13 protein-coding genes are annotated in these 16,040 nt (G+C 73.6%); 10 read left to right on the top strand and 3 right to left on the bottom strand.

Annotated features, from left to right (window positions below; genetic code table 11):
• The first annotated feature begins 85 nt into the window (after positions 1 to 85).
• From IG54_RS0123760 to IG54_RS0123740, 5 genes are all read left to right on the top strand, one after another.
• Positions 86 to 1,336, top strand: a complete 1,251-nt coding sequence (locus IG54_RS0123760; RefSeq protein ID WP_234336316.1) for a hypothetical protein — start codon at positions 86 to 88, stop codon at positions 1,334 to 1,336.
• Positions 1,337 to 1,359: 23 nt separating this feature from the next.
• Positions 1,360 to 2,625: a hypothetical protein gene (locus tag IG54_RS0123755; protein ID WP_158708910.1), complete on the top strand. Its 1,266-nt coding sequence runs from the start codon at positions 1,360 to 1,362 to the stop codon at positions 2,623 to 2,625.
• Between the two features lie 401 nt (positions 2,626 to 3,026).
• Complete coding sequence (locus IG54_RS0123750) at positions 3,027 to 5,972, top strand: glycoside hydrolase family 2 TIM barrel-domain containing protein (protein ID WP_051819832.1); 2,946 nt, start codon at positions 3,027 to 3,029, stop codon at positions 5,970 to 5,972.
• Between the two features lie 54 nt (positions 5,973 to 6,026).
• On the top strand, positions 6,027 to 7,511 hold the full coding sequence (locus IG54_RS43015) for a hypothetical protein (RefSeq protein WP_030787960.1): 1,485 nt from the start codon (positions 6,027 to 6,029) through the stop codon (positions 7,509 to 7,511).
• Between the two features lie 45 nt (positions 7,512 to 7,556).
• Positions 7,557 to 8,303, top strand: coding sequence for a hypothetical protein (locus tag IG54_RS0123740; protein ID WP_030787958.1), 747 nt, complete (start codon positions 7,557 to 7,559; stop codon positions 8,301 to 8,303).
• On the opposite strand, the gene IG54_RS0123735 is transcribed toward IG54_RS0123740, so the two are convergent.
• Both IG54_RS0123735 and IG54_RS0123730 read right to left on the bottom strand, forming a co-directional pair.
• Positions 8,281 to 8,706, bottom strand: a complete 426-nt coding sequence (locus tag IG54_RS0123735) for an NUDIX hydrolase (RefSeq protein WP_030787957.1) — start codon at positions 8,704 to 8,706, stop codon at positions 8,281 to 8,283. The genes IG54_RS0123740 and IG54_RS0123735 overlap by 23 nt on opposite strands.
• 117 nt (positions 8,707 to 8,823) lie before the next feature.
• Positions 8,824 to 9,762 (bottom strand): AraC family transcriptional regulator, encoded by a 939-nt coding sequence (locus tag IG54_RS0123730; RefSeq protein WP_030787955.1) that lies wholly within the window; start codon positions 9,760 to 9,762, stop codon positions 8,824 to 8,826.
• Between the two features lie 82 nt (positions 9,763 to 9,844).
• Between IG54_RS0123730 and IG54_RS0123725 the strand changes: the two genes are divergently transcribed.
• On the top strand, positions 9,845 to 10,711 hold the full coding sequence (locus tag IG54_RS0123725; protein WP_051819830.1) for an NAD(P)H-binding protein: 867 nt from the start codon (positions 9,845 to 9,847) through the stop codon (positions 10,709 to 10,711).
• A gap of 31 nt (positions 10,712 to 10,742) precedes the next feature.
• Here the strand turns inward: IG54_RS0123725 and IG54_RS0123720 are convergent, their stop codons facing one another.
• Complete coding sequence (locus IG54_RS0123720; protein ID WP_030787951.1) at positions 10,743 to 11,903, bottom strand: YihY/virulence factor BrkB family protein; 1,161 nt, start codon at positions 11,901 to 11,903, stop codon at positions 10,743 to 10,745.
• A gap of 17 nt (positions 11,904 to 11,920) precedes the next feature.
• On the opposite strand from IG54_RS0123720, the gene IG54_RS0123715 reads away from it, so the two are divergent.
• The 4 genes from IG54_RS0123715 to IG54_RS43615 all read left to right on the top strand — a co-directional run bounded on the left by IG54_RS0123715 (position 11,921) and on the right by IG54_RS43615 (position 16,013).
• Positions 11,921 to 13,555, top strand: coding sequence for an acyl-CoA dehydrogenase family protein (locus IG54_RS0123715; RefSeq protein ID WP_030787949.1), 1,635 nt, complete (start codon positions 11,921 to 11,923; stop codon positions 13,553 to 13,555).
• A gap of 224 nt (positions 13,556 to 13,779) precedes the next feature.
• Positions 13,780 to 15,123 carry a GAF domain-containing protein gene (locus IG54_RS0123710; RefSeq protein ID WP_420712274.1) on the top strand — a complete coding sequence of 448 codons (1,344 nt, stop codon included), beginning with the start codon at positions 13,780 to 13,782 and terminating at the stop codon, positions 15,121 to 15,123.
• Positions 15,124 to 15,207: 84 nt separating this feature from the next.
• Positions 15,208 to 15,795 (top strand): GNAT family N-acetyltransferase, encoded by a 588-nt coding sequence (locus tag IG54_RS0123705; RefSeq protein WP_030787942.1) that lies wholly within the window; start codon positions 15,208 to 15,210, stop codon positions 15,793 to 15,795.
• A gap of 134 nt (positions 15,796 to 15,929) precedes the next feature.
• Positions 15,930 to 16,013 carry a putative leader peptide gene (locus IG54_RS43615; protein WP_324615426.1) on the top strand — a complete coding sequence of 28 codons (84 nt, stop codon included), beginning with the start codon at positions 15,930 to 15,932 and terminating at the stop codon, positions 16,011 to 16,013.
• The last annotated feature ends 27 nt before the right edge of the window (positions 16,014 to 16,040 follow it).

Raw genomic sequence — 16,040 nt, 5'->3', positions numbered from 1 at the left:
GCGGCTGGTCTGGTGCGGCTGGTCTGGTGCGATGCGCGGGGGGACCTTCGCGGGGGAAGCGGGGGAAGCGGGAATGGGGAGCGTCATGCCCGGGGTGGGCGCACTGCGCGCGGTGCGAGGGCGCACCTGGCTGATCGCCTGTGTGGTGACCCTGTCGGTGCTCGTGTCCGGCGTGACCTGGCTCGCCGTGTCGCGGTCCGAGGACCGCGAGGAACGGTTCGCGGCCAATCAGCGGCAGCTGGCGCGGGCGTGTGCGGGTCTGCTCCCCGAGGAGCTGGGTGAGTTCGTGCCGGATGACGAGCCGGGCGTACGGGACGAGTTCGGCACGATGCTGCGGCCCCGTCACGAGAGCCGCGCGCTGCTCGACTGCACCCTGTCGTGGGGCGGCGGAGACGACGCCTGGGAGCCCGACGCGCGGGCGCGGGTGCGGGCCGAGGCCGTGCTCACCCGCACCTCCCCGTTCCCGCTCGACGGCAGCTTCGAACTGCCGTTGCCGGACAGCGCGCTGGGTGCCGTGTCGGTGGACGAGCGGCTTGAGGGGAGCACGGTGACGGCCTCCCTGCTCGCCGACTGCCCGAAGGGCCTGAGCGGCCGGGTGCGCCCGTCGCGTGACCTGCTCGTCACGGTGGACCTGCCGTCGGCCGCCGACGAGTACGACGTCCCGAAGGCAGAGCGCCTCCTCGCGTCCCGCACGGCGGTGCGCGTCGCGGACTGGGTCACCCGCAGGCAGGGCTGCGGCGGCGAGCCCTTGGCGTCCGCGTCCGGCACCACTCCCGCCAAGGCACCGAAACTGTGCGACTGGCTCTCCCCCGCGGCGCTGCGGTTCGCGCCCGGCGACTGGACGTTCGACCGGAACGCGTCGGCGTACAGCAGGCGCTCAGGTGCCTGCGGCGGCCAGCTCGACGACTCGGCGGAGCCGGCGGGCAGGTTCGCGATCAGGGCGGCGGGCGCGGAGAGCTGGTCGGGGGTGCTGGCGGGCGGCGCGTACGACAGCCATCGGGGCGCCAACCACGTCCCCGGGCCTGAGGCCAGGACCGGCGCCGGGAAGCCCGTCACAGTCGCGCGGTCCGGCGACGATCCGCTGCTCGCCCTCTGGGCCCGGTCGGAGTGCGACGCGGGCGCCACCTACCACCGGGTCACGGTCACGCCGGAACTGGGATTCGGCGAGGGCACGGCCAAGGACAGCGTCGTGCTCGAACCGAAGGAGCGGCGGCGGCTCTCCGAGCGGGCGCGCGCCCTGCTCGACCGCTATCTCGCGGCGCCGGCGGGCTGGCCGAAGCGCGCGCACTGCCGGGACACGAAGATCATGGGAGAGGTGCCGGAGTGGCGCGGCTGACGTGGGGGACCAGAGCGGGGCGCGTGGTGCTCACATCCTGCGGGGCGCTCGTCGCCCTGGCTCTGATCGCGGGCGGTTACTACTGGTGGGGCGGCCCGCACGAGCGCCGCGCGGCCCGGCAGGTGCTCGCCGAGTCGTGCGGGGGCGTCCTGCCCTCGGACGAGGTGCGGGCCGTCCTCGGCGACGGGCCGTTCGAGAGCGGGCCGGGCAGGGCGGAGGTGCGGGCGGCCGGCGAGTACGCGCGCGGCGGTACGGACGCGTACGGCGGCGGCAAGGGTGATGCGCGCCAGGTGACGTGCGCCGTCCGTCGCGAGACCGAGCGCGGCGCGGGTCGTCCGACCCATGACGCGTCGGTCGAGGTGACCGTGCAGAGGCTCCCGGAACGGCCCGCGGCCGGCACGGCCGAGGATCGCGAGGTCGATGTCCCGCGCGGCTTCGGCGCCCTGTACCCGGCGGTGTCGACCGAGCTGCCGCCCGCCGCGCTCGGCGGCGGCTGGCAGGGCCTGCTCACGACCGGGGAGAGCCTCACGAGCGCGGCCGGTGAGGACTCGGCGACCGCCACGGTGCTCCTGGACTGCGCCCGCCGCCGCGGCGGTCTGCTCGTCACCGTCGACGTGGAGGAGGAGGACGTCACCTTCGACGACCCGCGGCGCCGCACCGCCCTCGCGCGGATCGCGACCGCGACGGCCGCGAGGGCGTCCGGGAAGTGGGGCTGCGACGCCGAGCTGGGCGAGCCTCCGCGTACCGTGCCGCTGCCGGTGAACGCCGACGAGGACGTGCCGCTCGCCGACGCGTCCGGCTCCTGCCGCGGAGTCCCAGGCCCCGGTTCGCGGGCGTCCCGCGCGTGGGAGGGCACACGGCCCGGCGGGCCCGTCGAGGTGTGCGTGCTCGCGGGCGGCGGGGCCGGCGAGCCGCTTACGGGCTCGGCCCACGAGGAGCGGCGTTACTCGCTGGTCGCGTACTACGGGCCGTACGCGGTAACCGAGCGGCTGCTACGACAGGAGCGGGTGGGCCGCTACTCCGACGAGCCCGTACCCGGCGACACCCCGGCGGGCGGGTCGCCGGGCGGCGGCCACTGGGCCAGCGCGGCCTGCCGTGACGGCGGCGGTCCCGCCCTGTTCACGGTGGAGCGGAGTGGGGCCGTGGACGGCGAGGAGCACGATAGGGACGGCGGTCGCGGCGCGACGAAGGCGTCCGCGGCCGAGCTGGCGTACGAAAGGGCCGCGCTGAAGGAGTTCGCGCGGCGCTCGGCGAGGGCGCACGGCTGCGGGGCGCCGAGGCTGCCTTGAGGCGGGGCTGCGCTGAGGCGGGGCTGCCTGAAGGCGAGGCTGCCTGTGCCCGGACCCGGCTGAACCCGAGACTGCCCTGCGGCGAGGCTGCCCGCGCCCGGACCTGCGTGAACCCAGACTTCGCTGAAGCGAGACTGCCCTGAGGCGAGGCTGGCCTGCGCCCGGACCTGCCCGAGACTGCCCTGAGGCTGAGCTGCCTGCGCCCGTACCTGCCTGAACCCGAGACCGCCCTGCCCCCTTCCCTGTTCGGCCCGACGACCCCCCGCGGGTGCCGGCGCGTCCCGCGATGCGCGGGGGCGGCGCGATGTCAGAGGCAGCAACAGAGCCACGCCCGAAGCGTCCATCGACTCCCGCTCCGAAACGATTGTGAGCCGCCGCCCCGGCGCGGTCTGATGGAACGTATGGATCACGGCTTGGATCTCCGCCATCACGAGGACGTGTCCCCCGGCACCGGCTGCCTGCCGCCCCGCGCCTGGTACGCGGCGTCGGACGCCTGCGCCCTCTCCCTCAACGGCACCTGGCGCTTCCGCCTCTCCCCCACCGCCGACGCCGAGGACGACGCGTTCGCCGCCGACGGCCACGACTGCGCGGCCTGGGACGACATCACGGTCCCCGGACACTGGGTGCTCCAGGGCCACGGCGCACCCCACTACACCAATCAGCTCTATCCGTTCCCGGTGGACCCTCCGAGGGTGCCCACCGACAACCCCACGGGCGACCACCGGCGCACCTTCGACCTGCCCGCCGACTGGCCGGGGCCGGGCACGGCGGTGCTGCGCTTCGACGGGGTCGAGTCCTGTGCCCGCGTCTGGCTCAACGGCACGGAGCTGGGCGACTTCAAGGGCTCCCGGCTGCCCCACGAGTTCGACGTCGGCGCGCTGCTGCGCCCCGCGGGCAACGTCCTCGCCGTCCGCGTCCACCAGTGGTCCTCGGGGTCGTATCTGGAGGACCAGGACCAGTGGTGGCTGCCGGGCATCTTCCGCGATGTGACGCTGCTGCACCGGCCCGAGGGCTGCGCGGGCGACCACTTCGTGCACGCGTCGTACGACCATCGCGCGGGGACGGGCACGCTGCGCGTCGACGCGGACGTCGAAGGGCGGGTCCTCGTCAGCGAGTTGGGCATCGATATGGCGACGGGCGAGACGGTCACCGTGGCCGTCGAACCGTGGACCGCCGAGACGCCGAGGCTCTACGACGGGGTCTACGCCACGGCGGGCGAGCGGATCCCGCTGCGGATCGGCTTCCGTACGGTCGCCGTCGAGGACGGGCTCATCAAGGTCAACGGCCGGCCGGTCCTCTTCCGCGGCGCCAACCGCCACGAGTTCCACCCGGAGACGGGCCGCGCCCTCGGCCTCGACACCATGCGCGCGGACGTGCTGCTGATGAAGCGGCACAACATCAACGCCGTCCGCACCAGCCACTATCCGCCCCACCCCGCCTTCCTGGACCTCTGCGACGAGCTTGGGCTGTGGGTCATCGACGAGTGCGACCTGGAGACGCACGGCTTCCAGGCGGTCGGCCGGCGGGGCAACCCCGTCGACGACGACCGCTGGACGCCCGCCCTCCTGGACCGCGCGGCCCGCATGGTCGAGCGCGACAAGAACCACCCCTCGGTCGTCGTCTGGTCGCTGGGCAACGAATGCGGCACGGGCCGCGGCCTGACCGCCATGGCCCAGTGGATCCGCGCCCGGGACGGCAGCCGCCTCCTGCACTACGAGGGCGACAGCTCCTGTGCGGACACCGACATGTATTCACGGATGTACGCCGATCACGACGAGGTCGAGCGCATCGGCCGCGGCACCGACGAGGGGCCCGAGCAGCGGCGCCAACTCCCCTTCCTGCTCTGCGAGTACGGGCATGCCATGGGCAACGGGCCCGGTGGCCTGAGCGAGTACCAGAAGCTCTTCGAGACGTACGAGCGGCTCCAGGGCGGCTTCATCTGGGAATGGATCGACCACGGGCTCGCGCACCCGTCGTACGCGTACGCCTACGGCGGTGACTTCGGCGAGGTGCCGCACGACGGGAACTTCGTCTGCGACGGGCTCCTCTTCCCCGACCGGACGCCGTCTCCCGGCCTCGTCGAGTACAAGAAGGTGATCGAACCGGTCCGCATCGAACCGCTCCGCATCGAACCGGCCCCCACCAGCAGCGACGGCGACGGGCGCGGCCGGGCCGTACGGATCACCAATCTGTACGACTTCGCCGACCTCTCCCCGCTGGCCCTCACCTGGTCGTACGAGGTGGACGGCGTGAGCGTCGCCGACGGCTCCCTGCCGATGCCCGCGGCCGGGCCCGGAGAGTGTGTCGAGGTGACGCTCCCGCCCGTACCGGCGCGGAGCCGGGGCACCGAGAGCCGGTGGACGGTGCGGGCGGTGCTCGCCGAGGACGGGGCGTGGGCGGAGCGCGGCCACGTGGTGGCGTGGGCCCAACTCGCCGACGAGGAAAGCCCGGTGCGGTCGGCGCCCGGCGGCACGGAACCCGGCGTGCAGCTGGGCGCGACGGCTCCGGTACGCGACGGCCGCCGCATCCTGCTCGGCGACGCCGCCTTCGACGCCCACGGCACGCTCCTCTCCCTCGGCGACCTGGAGATCAAGGACCTGCGCCTGGACGTGTGGCGGGCGCCTACCGACAACGACAACGGCATGCCCTGGCGCCCCGAGCCCTCCCTGAGCACACGGTGGCGGCGGCTCGGCCTCGACCGGATGCAACACCGCGTGGACGCGGTCGAGTTGAGCGACGACGCCCTGACCGTACGTACACGGGTGGCGCCCGCGGCGAGCGATCTGGGGCTGCGCGTGGAGTACCGCTGGCGGTCCGACGGGCCCCGCCTGCTGCTGACGCTGGAGGTGGCGCCCGAGGGCGAGTGGACGGTGCCGCTGCCCCGCGTCGGCATCCGCTTCGGGCTGCCCGGCGCGTCCGGGCGGGTGCGCTGGTTCGGCGGCGGGCCCGGCGAGGCCTACCCCGACACCTGTGCGGCCTCGATGACTGGCCTCTGGGAGTCGGACGTCGACGCGATGCAGACCCCATACGTGCGCCCGCAGGAGAACGGCGCGCGTCCCGGGCTGCGCTGGGCGGAGATCGGCGGGCTGCGCGTCGACACCGGCGACGGGCCGTGGTTCACCGCGCGCCGCTGGACCACCGAACAGCTCGATGCCGCCCGGCACCGCACCGACCTCGTCCCGGGCGACACCGTGTGGGTCAACCTGGACATCGGCCAGCAGGGCATCGGCTCGCAGTCCTGCGGCCCCGGCGCCCTGCCGCAGTACCAACTGCACGCCCGGCCCGCGAGGTTGGACGCCACCTTCCGCACCGCCGTGACCCGGGGAAACGGAACCGCCCGGCACTAGACTGGTGTGTTGAACACCGACCCCACGCGCCGCCCTGGAGGGAGGGAGCACCGCATGTCACAGCAGCGGCTCGGCCGGGGCCCGTCGAGGCCGGAACCCACCCCGGACCCGCGGCCCGACGCGCCCCCGGGACGCTTCGTGGGCTGGCTCGGCGGCTTCGGCTGCGCCGCGGCCGGATACGCGGTGTTCCAGTCGCTGGTGGGCGTGTTGCCGGACGCGATCTCGGCGGACGCCGCGCGCTACGGCATCGCGGCGGTGAGCGGCCTCGGCGTGGGCCTCGCCGCCTGGCTCTCGGCCGCGCTGATCAAAGCGCGGGCCGATGGCGAGGACGGCGACAGCGGCGGCACGGGAGCGGACGGGTCCGGCGGCGTCCGCCCCGGCCACGCGGGCCAGTGGGGTCTCGCGGGCCGACCGGGCCTGGCGGGGGTCCCCCTTCCACGCGGGACGCGCCCCGGTCCCGCCCCGGACGGTCCCGCCGCGCCGCCCCGCCCCCTCCCGGCGCTCCTGGCCGCCTCGCACGCCACGCTCGCCGCGGAGCTGGCCGTCCTCGACGACCCCGACCGGGGCAGGCTCACCGGCTGGCCGCACTCGCTGGACGAGCCGACGAGGCCGGTGCGGCCCACCCCGACCGGCACCGCCTACGGCCTGCACATCGTCCTCGAACTCTCCGCCCCCGACGGCCGGTTGAGCGTCAGCGACCTCACGGACACGCTGTGGCGGCTGCGGCTGCGGGACGGCGGCTGGGCGGCGCGCTCCCAGGGCGTCATGCCGCGGCCCGAGGTGACCGCGCTCGCGCTCGGCGCCCTGGCCCGGGCGGGCGCGGACCCCGAGCGGGTCGCCGCCGAGGCGGCCCGCTGCGCCGCCGGCTTCACCGCGCAGCTGGAGCCGTCCGGCTTCGGCAGGACCCACGTGGTGACCACGATGCTGCGCGGCCTGCTGCGCGCGGCGCCGCACTCACCCGACGTGGCGCGGCTGCGGGACGAGCTGGTCGACCGCACGATCACGGACCCCGCCAGGGAGCACCGCCGCTGCTGGGGCCCCACGCTGCGCACCCCGGCCGCCCGCCCGTCCCCCGTGCACACCGCGCAGGCCGTGGTCGCCCTCGACCGGGCGGCCCGCCTGCTGGACGAGGACACGAACACCCGCGCCGCCCGCGAGGACGGCGTGCGCTGGCTGCTGTCCTGCCCGCAGCCGCTGCACGACGCCTGCGTGGACCTGACCAACACGCAGGAGGAGGTGCGCCGCCCGCACCCCGTGGATTCCTGGCGCCAAGAGGTCCTGTTCGTACGGCACTTCACGGCCGCCTGGATGGTGCGTGCGCTGCTCACGCCGGGCGCCTGGCGGGTCGCCGTCGACGAGGGCCGCGAGGAGCAGTGGCACGCGCTGCTCACGACAGCCGTCGGCTCGGTGTGGCGCCAGCAGGACGACGGGATATGGAACTGGGACGGGCATGATCTCGGCCGCCCTCTGTGGATGACCTATCAGGGCCTTTCGGCGCTGCGGGCACATGCCGTATGGATGTATCAGCCGGGTGCCTGAACCCCGGGACCGGCGCGTCCGCGCGCGGACGAGGGGGAGAGTGCTGTGGGTGCTCGGCACGTGCACGGGGCCAGGCGGCTGCTCGAAGGGGCGCCGGCCGGGCCGACGGAGGACGACCTGGTGCGGGCGGCCCGCACGGTCGTCGCCGAACTGGGCTCGCCCGCGCGTCTGTTGCCGCTGGTGACGGAGTTGGCGGCGGGGGCGGGCGACCCGTCGGGGTGCGCCCTGCTCTCGTACCGCCACGTCCTCGGCTTCGACAAGCTGCTCCTGGTCGACGGCGGTCCCCGGCACATGCTGCGCGCGCATGTGTGGCACCCCGGGGCGAGTGCCCGCGAGGACATCCACAACCACCGTTCACCGCTGGCCTCCCACGTGGTGCGGGGTGCGCTCGGCATGGAGCTGTACGAACCCGTACCCGGCGGCGAGGAGGGCGCGGGCGGTCTGGAGGCCGCGCGGTACCGGGAGTCCCTCGCGGGCGATGACGGCGACTGGCTTCTGGAGCCGGCCGGGCGGGCGCGGCTGCGGCTGACGCAGAGCGCGCTGTACACGGCGGGGAGCGGGTACGCGCTGCCGTCGTTCGCCCTGCACCGGGCGTGGTGCGCGACGGCCGGGCCGACGGTGACGCTGTTCCTGGAGACCGGGGCGGGGCGGCGGCGCTACACGGACGTGTTCACCGACCCCGGCGCGGCGGACGTGCCGACGCGGGCGGTGGCGAAGAAGTCGCTGGAGGTGGGGGATTACTTGGCGGGGCTGGAAAACCTCGCGCGGCTCATCGGCCGGGACGAGTGCTGAAGGCCTGGCGGACGATGTCGCGGTTGTAGTCGTCGATCTCGACCGAGCCGAGGTCGGCGGGGGCCAGCCAGCGGTGCTCCTGGTCGGGCAGGGGGAGCGCCACGTCGAAGGTGAGCGGCCTGACCAGGAAGTTGTCCTGCCAGTTCTTCACCTCGTGGCCGTGGTACGTACTGAGGAAGGAGGATTCGCCGACCTTGCGCAGCACTTGGCCGAGCAGACCGGTCTCTTCCTTCAGCTCCCTCAGGACGCCGTCGCGCGGACTCTCGCCCGGTTCGAGCTTTCCGCACGGCACGCCCCAGACCCGGGGCAGGAACCGCTCGGTCTCACTGCGGCGTACGAGCAGGACACGGCCGCGATGGGCCACGACGGCCGCCGCGAGCCGGTTCTCGCCGGGATAGTCCATGCCTTCCACCGTAGCGGGGATTCGGGGCCCCGGACAGTCGTGCAGGCTGTGTCCGATTCCTTCAAGACCGGTCATCCGTAGGCGCGTACGCCCTCGACCTCATCGCGCGGCCGACGGTTACGCCGCCCGGGTGCGGTGCTCCTGCGGGCTGATTCCGTAGACCCGTTTGAAGGCGCCGGACAGTGCGAACGCGCTGCCGTAGCCGACCTTGCGGGCGATCGAGGCGATCGTCAGCTCACTGTCGCGCAGCAGGTCCGCGGCGAGCGCGAGCCGCCAGTTCGTCAGATACGTCATCGGGGGCTCCCCCACCAGCTCGGCGAACCGCCGCGCCAGCGCGGCCCGCGAGACGCCCGCCTTCGCCGCGAGGTCCGCGATCGTCCAGGGGTGCGCGGGATCGTCCTGGAGCAGGCGCAGGGCGCGGCCCACGACGGAGTCGCCCATCGCCCGGTACCAGGCGGGGGCCGCCGCCTCGGGGCGGGAGAACCAGGCGCGCAGGGCGGCGATCAGGAGGAGGTCGAGGAGCCGGTCGAGGACCACGTCCTGGCCCGGTTCGTCCTTGCTGATCTCGTCGGCGAGCAGGGGGGTGAGGGGGCAGTCCCACACCTCGGTGGGCAGGACGAGGAGCGGCGGCAGCGCGTCGAGGAGCCGTCCGGTGATCTCGCCCCGCATCTGGTAGGTGCCGATCAGCATCTCCACGGAGCTGTCGTGCGACTCTCCCCAGGCGCGCAGTCCGAGGGGACCGTACTTCCCGGGCGGGGCGTCGCCCAGCGGCACGCAGCGCTCACCGGGCTGGATCTCGGCGAGCGCCTTCGTGGCGGGGTCGCCGGCGCAGGTGTAGTGGTCGGGTCCGCGGGCGATGGCGAGGTCGCCGGGGCGGATGCGCTGCGGGGGCGTCCCGTCCTCGGGGACGATCCACGCGGTGCCGCGCACCATGACCATGACGGACAGGGGTGCCTCGTCGGCGATGCGCACGGACCAGGGCGGGTCGAACAGCGCGCGGATCATGAAGGCCCCCCGGGCGCGGGGACCCTCCAGCAAGCCTGCGAGTACGTCCATGGGCGGCAGCGTAGACGCAGGCGTATGGCCGTGAGCGCCTCGGCGATGGTTCCCGCTGCTGCCGGGACGGTTCACTGAAGCCATGACAACGAACAAGGCGTACGAGGCGAACACGATGGACACGACGGGCATGACGGTCCTGGTGACCGGCGCGACCGGGCGGGTGGGGCGCAGAGTGGTGGAGTCCGCCGAGGCGGCGGGGCTCACGGTACGGGCCGCCTCGCGGGGCGGAGCGGTGCGCTTCGACTGGGCGGACCGGTCGACCTGGGCGGACGCCCTGCGGGGTGCCGACGCGGCGCATCTCGCGTATCTGCCGGACGTCGGCGCGCCCGGGGCGGCGGAGGCGGTCGGCGCGTTCGCCCGGCTCGCGGTCGAACTGGGCGTAGGGCGGCTCACGCTGCTCTCGGCGCGGGGCGAGCACCAGGCGCACGCCACCGAGCAGGCCGTACGGGAGTCGGGCGCGCGGTGGACGGTCGTACGGGCCAGCTGGTTCGCGCAGAACCTCAGTGAGGGGCCGCTCCTGGAGGAGATGCGGGGCGGGCAGCTGGTCTTCCCCGCCGGGGAGGTGCTCGAACCGTTCATCGATACGCGGGACATCGGGGACGTCGTGGTGGCCGCGCTGACCGGCGGCGACCGGTTCGCGGAGCAGACCCTCGACCTCACCGGGCCCCGTCTGCTGTCGTTCCGGCAGGCGGTGGCGGAGATCGCGGCGGCCGCGGGGCGGGAGATGACGTACGTACCGGTGTCGGCGCGCGAGTACGGGGCCGCCCTCACGGAGTTCGGGGTGCCGCCGGAGGAGGCGGAGTTCCTGGTGGAGCTGTTCGAGACGAACCTCGACGGACGCAACGCGGTGCTCTCCGCGGGGGTGCGGGAAGTCCTGGGCCGGGAGCCCAGGGACTTCTCGGACTTCGCCAAGGAGTGCGCGCAGGCGGACGTCTGGTCGGCGTGACGCCACGGGGCTCCGCCCCGGACCCCGTTCCTCAATCGCCGGAGGGGCTGTCCTTCCCGGGCGTGTGGTCGTCCGTGCCGTTGCGTCGCACATGCGTCCGCAGACGTGACGTCACATCGTCCGGGGGCAGGAAGCGGGACCACCGCTCGGGGAACTCCGAGGGCATCTCGGGGTCGTCCGGGTCGATGAGGCCCTCGCGGGCGGCGGCCGCTCGGGCGACGACCTCGGCGGCCTGCGCCTCCCTTATGCGGTCGTTGGCGGCGCGCGCGGCGGCCGTGGCGACGGACGGCCAGACGCGGTCGATCGCCGCGTTCACCGCGGCGCCGACCAGGACCGCGAAGGCGGACACACCGATCCACAGGAGCACGGCGACCGGCGCGGCGAGGGAGCCGTAGATCGTGGGGCCCTCGACCGTGGAGGTGAGGTAGATACGCAGGAGGAAGCTGCCGAGCACCCACATGGCCAGGGCGATCAGCGCGCCCGGCATGTCCTCGACCCACGGCGAACGCACCGGCACCGACACGTGGTAGAGCGTCGTCAGGAAGACCACGGAGAGGATGACGACGACCGGCCAGTAGAGGATCTGGACGACCGTCGTCGAGCCGGGCAGGAGCTTCACCACCGCGTCCGGCCCCGCCACCATCAGCGGCAGCGCGACCGAGCCGATGAGCAGCGCCACGATGAAGAGGCCGAAGGCGAGCAGGCGCGTCTTGACGATGCCGCGCACGCCGTCGAGGCCGTACATCACGGTGATCGTGTCGATGAAGACGTTCACGGCGCGCGAGCCGGACCACAGGGCGAAGAGGAAGCCGATGGAGATGATGTCGGGCCGGCTGACCTTCATGACGTCTTCCAGTATCGGCTGCGCGATCTGGCTGACTCCCCGGTCGGACAGGATCGTGCGGGACGCCTCCAGGATGTTGTTCTCGACGCTGGCGATGGTGTTCGCGCCGGTCCACCGGTCGACGTAGGCGAGCAGCCCGATGAGGCTCAGCAGCAGCGGCGGCACGGAGAGCAGCGTGAAGAACGCCGCCTCGGCCGCGAGCCCCAGGATGCGGTACTCGATGCACGAGTTGACGGTGTCCTTGAGCAGCAGCCAGGCGGTCCTGCGCTTGGAGACGTTGCGGTACAGAGCGCGGGCCCGTTTCCAGCGTCCCGAGGGCCGCCCGGGTGTTTCATTTGCCTGGTGCACCTCCTTACCGTAGCGGCATGGCAGCCACCACCCACACAGTGACCAACCAGGCTCCGCCCCTGGTGGGATATGACGTATTCGCTTCCGACCGGGCTCTCGTGGAGGGCGTCGAGCGGCATCTGGACCCGGCGCTCCTCGATTCCGCCCGCGAGGACCTCTCGCTGCTCGGCCGCAGCGCCGGTTCCGCCCAGGCACAGGAGTGGGGAGCACTGGCCAACGCCAACCCTCCCGTGCTGCGCACCCACGACCGGTACGGCAACCGCGTCGACGAGGTCGACTTCCATCCGTCCTGGCACCGGCTGCTCGGCAAGGCGGTCGGGGCGGGGCTGACCGCGGCCTGGTCGCGGCCCGGCGGACATGTGCGGCGGGCCGCGGGGTTCCTGGTGTGGACGCAGACGGAGGGCGGGCACGGCTGCCCGGTGTCGATGACGCACGCCGCGGTGCCCGCGCTGCGCGCCGACCCCGCGCTCGCCGCCGAGTGGGAGCCGCGCCTCACCTCGACCGTCTACGACCAGGGGCTGCGCCCGGCGTCGCAGAAGGCGGGCGTCCTCTTCGGGATGGGCATGACGGAGAAGCAGGGCGGCAGTGATGTGCGGGCCAACACGACGCGGGCGGCGGCCCTCTCGGAGGAGGGCGCGTACGAGCTGACGGGCCACAAGTGGTTCTGCTCCGCGCCCATGTCCGACGGGTTCCTGGTGCTCGCGCAGGCGGAGCAGGGGCTGACCTGCTTCCTCGTACCGCGCGTCCTTCAGGACGGCACGCGCAACCCGTTCGCCATCCAGCGGCTCAAGGACAAACTGGGCAACCGCTCCAACGCCTCCATCGAGGTCGAGTTCGACGGTACGTGGGCGCGCCGGGTCGGGGACGAGGGGCGAGGGGTGCGCACCATCATCGAGATGGTCGCCGCGACCCGGCTGGACTGCGTGATCGGTTCGGCCGCGCTGATGCGGCAGGCCGTCGCTCAGGCGGTGCACCACGCCACGTACCGGGAGGCCTTCGGCGGCAAGCTGGTCGACAAGCCGCTCATGCGCAACGTCCTGGCGGACCTGGCCCTCGAATCGGAGGCGGCCACGACGCTGGCGCTGCGGCTCGCGGCGGCGTACGACGACGGGAGCGAGCAGGAGCAGGCGTTCCTGCGGCTCGCGGTGCCGGCCGCCAAGTACTGGGTGACCAAGCGGTGCACGCCGATGGTCGGCGAGGCCCTGGAGTGTCTCGGCGGCAACGGCTACGTCGAGGAGTCGGGCATGCCGCGGCTGCTGCGCGAGGCGCCGCTCAACTCCATCTGGGAGGGGTCGGGCAACGTCCAGGCGCTGGACGTGCTGCGGGCGTTGCAGCGCGAGCCGCTGGCTCTGAACGCCTTCCTCCAGGAGGTCGGCAGGGCCCGTGGCGCCGATCACCGGCTGGACGGGGCGATCAAGGGCCTGCTGACCGAACTCGCCGATCTGGAGGGCATCGAGGCGCGGGCGCGGCGCCTCGTGGAGCGCATGGCCCTGGTGCTCCAGGGCTCCCTGCTCGTGCGCTACGCGCCTCCGGAGGTCTCCGACGCGTTCTGTGCCTCACGGCTAGGCGGGGACTGGGGCGCGGCGTTCGGCACGCTGCCGCACAGTCTCGATCTGGCCTCGGTGGTGGAGCGGGCCGCGCCGCGGCCGTAGCCGCCGACGGGTACGACACGGGGGTGGTGCTGCGCCGACACGGCACCACCCCCGCCCTTCAGGCCCCTTGAGGAGCATGAACACCGCACGGGCGGTGATGCGTCCAGATTCGGCCACCGCACAGGCGTTCGCGAGGGTTGCATGAGGTTGCAACGCCCTCCCGCGCCCAATTGTTCATTGTCGAACCATCACCCGGGCCCGAGATCCCACGGCAGGATGAAGGGATGCCGCTACGCACCGGTCTGGCCGGAAAGGACCCCGTGGTGATGAACGCCCCTTCGACGATCGATCTCGCGCGGATCTCCGCCATGGACCTCGCGCACGCCGCGCGGCTGCTGAAGGGGGTGCACGACGCGACGCTCTCCGGGCAGCGGCCGCGCCTCGTGCCGCGCCCGGTCATCCGCGAGTCCTGGGAGCGGATGCTCGCCGACGGGGTCGACCCCGATCACGGCTCCAGGTCCCCGCTGCTCGGCGAGGAGGAACTGGAGGAGCGCCGCCGCGCCTCACCGCTCCGGGAGGTCCTGCCGGTCCTGGGCGACGCCCTGGTCTCGGTGGCGGACGCCGCGCAGCACATCATGGTCGTCTGCGATGCGCAGGGGCGGGTGCTGTGGCGCGAGGGCAGCGCCGCGGTGCTGCGCAAGGCGGACTCGCTGGGCTTCGAACCGGGCGCGGACTGGGCCGAGAGCGTCGTCGGTACGAACGGTCTGGGCACGCCGCTGGTCGTGCGCCGCCCGGTGCAGGTCTTCTCCGCCGAGCACTTCGTGCGCACCCAGCACTCCTGGACGTGCGCGGGCGCCCCGGTGACCGATCCGCGCGACGGCAGGCTGCTCGGCGTCGTCGACGTCAGCGGGCCGCTGCGGACCATGCACCCGGCGACGCTGGCCCTGGTCGGCTCGGTGGCCAAGCTCGCCGAGGCCCGGCTGCGCGAGCGGCATGTGACGGCGCTGGAGCGGCTGCGCGCGGTGGCGGCGCCGGTCCTCGCGCGCCTGGAGGGGCGGGCGATCGCCGTGGACACGCACGGCTGGACCGCCGCGGTGACGGGCATGCCCCCCGCGGACCGCCTCGCCCTGCCCACGTCCCTCGCGGCGGGCCGTACTTGGCTGCCCTCGCTGGGGTCGTGCCGGGTGGAGCCGCTGCCCGGCGGCTGGCTGCTGCGCCCGGAGGCGCCGGGCGGCCCGCCCGAGCCGCTGCCCGCGACCCGGCTGGTCCTGGACGTGAGCGAGCCGCGCCGATGGACCCTGTCCGTGTTCGGCGGGGCCCGCGACTGGACGCACGAACTGAGCCCGCGCCACGCGGAGTTGCTCTATCTGCTCGCCACGCACCGCAAGGGACGCAGCGCGTCGGGCCTCGCGCAGGACATGTTCGGCGACCCGGCCCGCACGGTGACGGTACGCGCCGAGCTGTCCCGGGTGCGCAGATACCTGGGCGGCGGCGTGCTCGCCCACCGCCCGTACCGCTTCCACGAGGACGTCGAGGTGGAGGTGGTGACACCGGACAGCCCGGCCCGCCTCCTGCCGCACTCGGTCGCACCGGCGATACGGGACGCGCGGAGCGTGGCCGAGCCCTGAGCCTGCGGGCGGCGCGTTCGCGGCGCGGCACCGGCCGTCGGGCGGGCTTCCGGATCCCGGCGGACCCGTGATTCGCTGAGCCCCATGAGTCTCACTGTCACCACGTGGTCGCTGGAGCAGACGTCGCCCGGCGAGCTGCTTCCCGCCCCCGCGCCCGACGGCGATGTGCGGATCATGCGCGCCGACGTACCGTCGCCCGAGTTCAGCCGGTTCCTGTACGCGTCGGTCGGCGGGGACCTCCGCTGGACCGACCGGCTGTCCCTTACCTACGCCGAGTGGCACAAGCTGCTGGACCGGCCGGGCGTGGAGACGTGGGTCGCGTACGACAGGGGGACGCCCGCCGGGTACATGGAGCTGGCGGCGCGGGGCGAGAAGGGGGACGAGGCACCGGGCGTCGTGGAGATCGTCTACTTCGGGCTGCTCCCCGCTTTCCGGGGCCGTCGGATCGGCGGGCACCTCCTCTCGTACGGGACGGCGCGCGCGTGGGACCTGGCCGAACGGTGGCCGGGGCTCGCGCCGACCGAGCGGGTGTGGCTGCACACCTGCACCAAGGACGGCGAGCACGCCATGGACAACTACCTGCGGCGTGGCTTCAAGCTCTTCGACACCAAGGTGGAGCAGGAACCGGAGGTCGCCACCCCGGGCCCGTGGCCGGGCGCGCGGCGCGACTGACACCGCCTCGCCCGCCCCCCTTTTCCTGTGTGATCCGTGTGATCGACAACACCCCTGTCCACGATGCGGGACAGGGGTGTCCACATTCTGGATAATGCTGGACTGGGTCGAAAGTCCCGTGACACGCTTCCGTCATGGATCGCACTGGAACTGCCTTGGTGAGTCGGCGTCACGTCGACCTCGGCCGCATGTCCAGCGCCATGTGTCCGCCTTGCTGAGCGAGTCAGCACTGCCGCACAACTGAT

The organism is Streptomyces sp. NRRL S-920 (genome assembly GCF_000717945.1).
GTDB lineage: Bacteria > Actinomycetota > Actinomycetes > Streptomycetales > Streptomycetaceae > Streptomyces > Streptomyces alboniger.
This window is presented reverse-complemented; position numbering and strand designations above follow the sequence as displayed.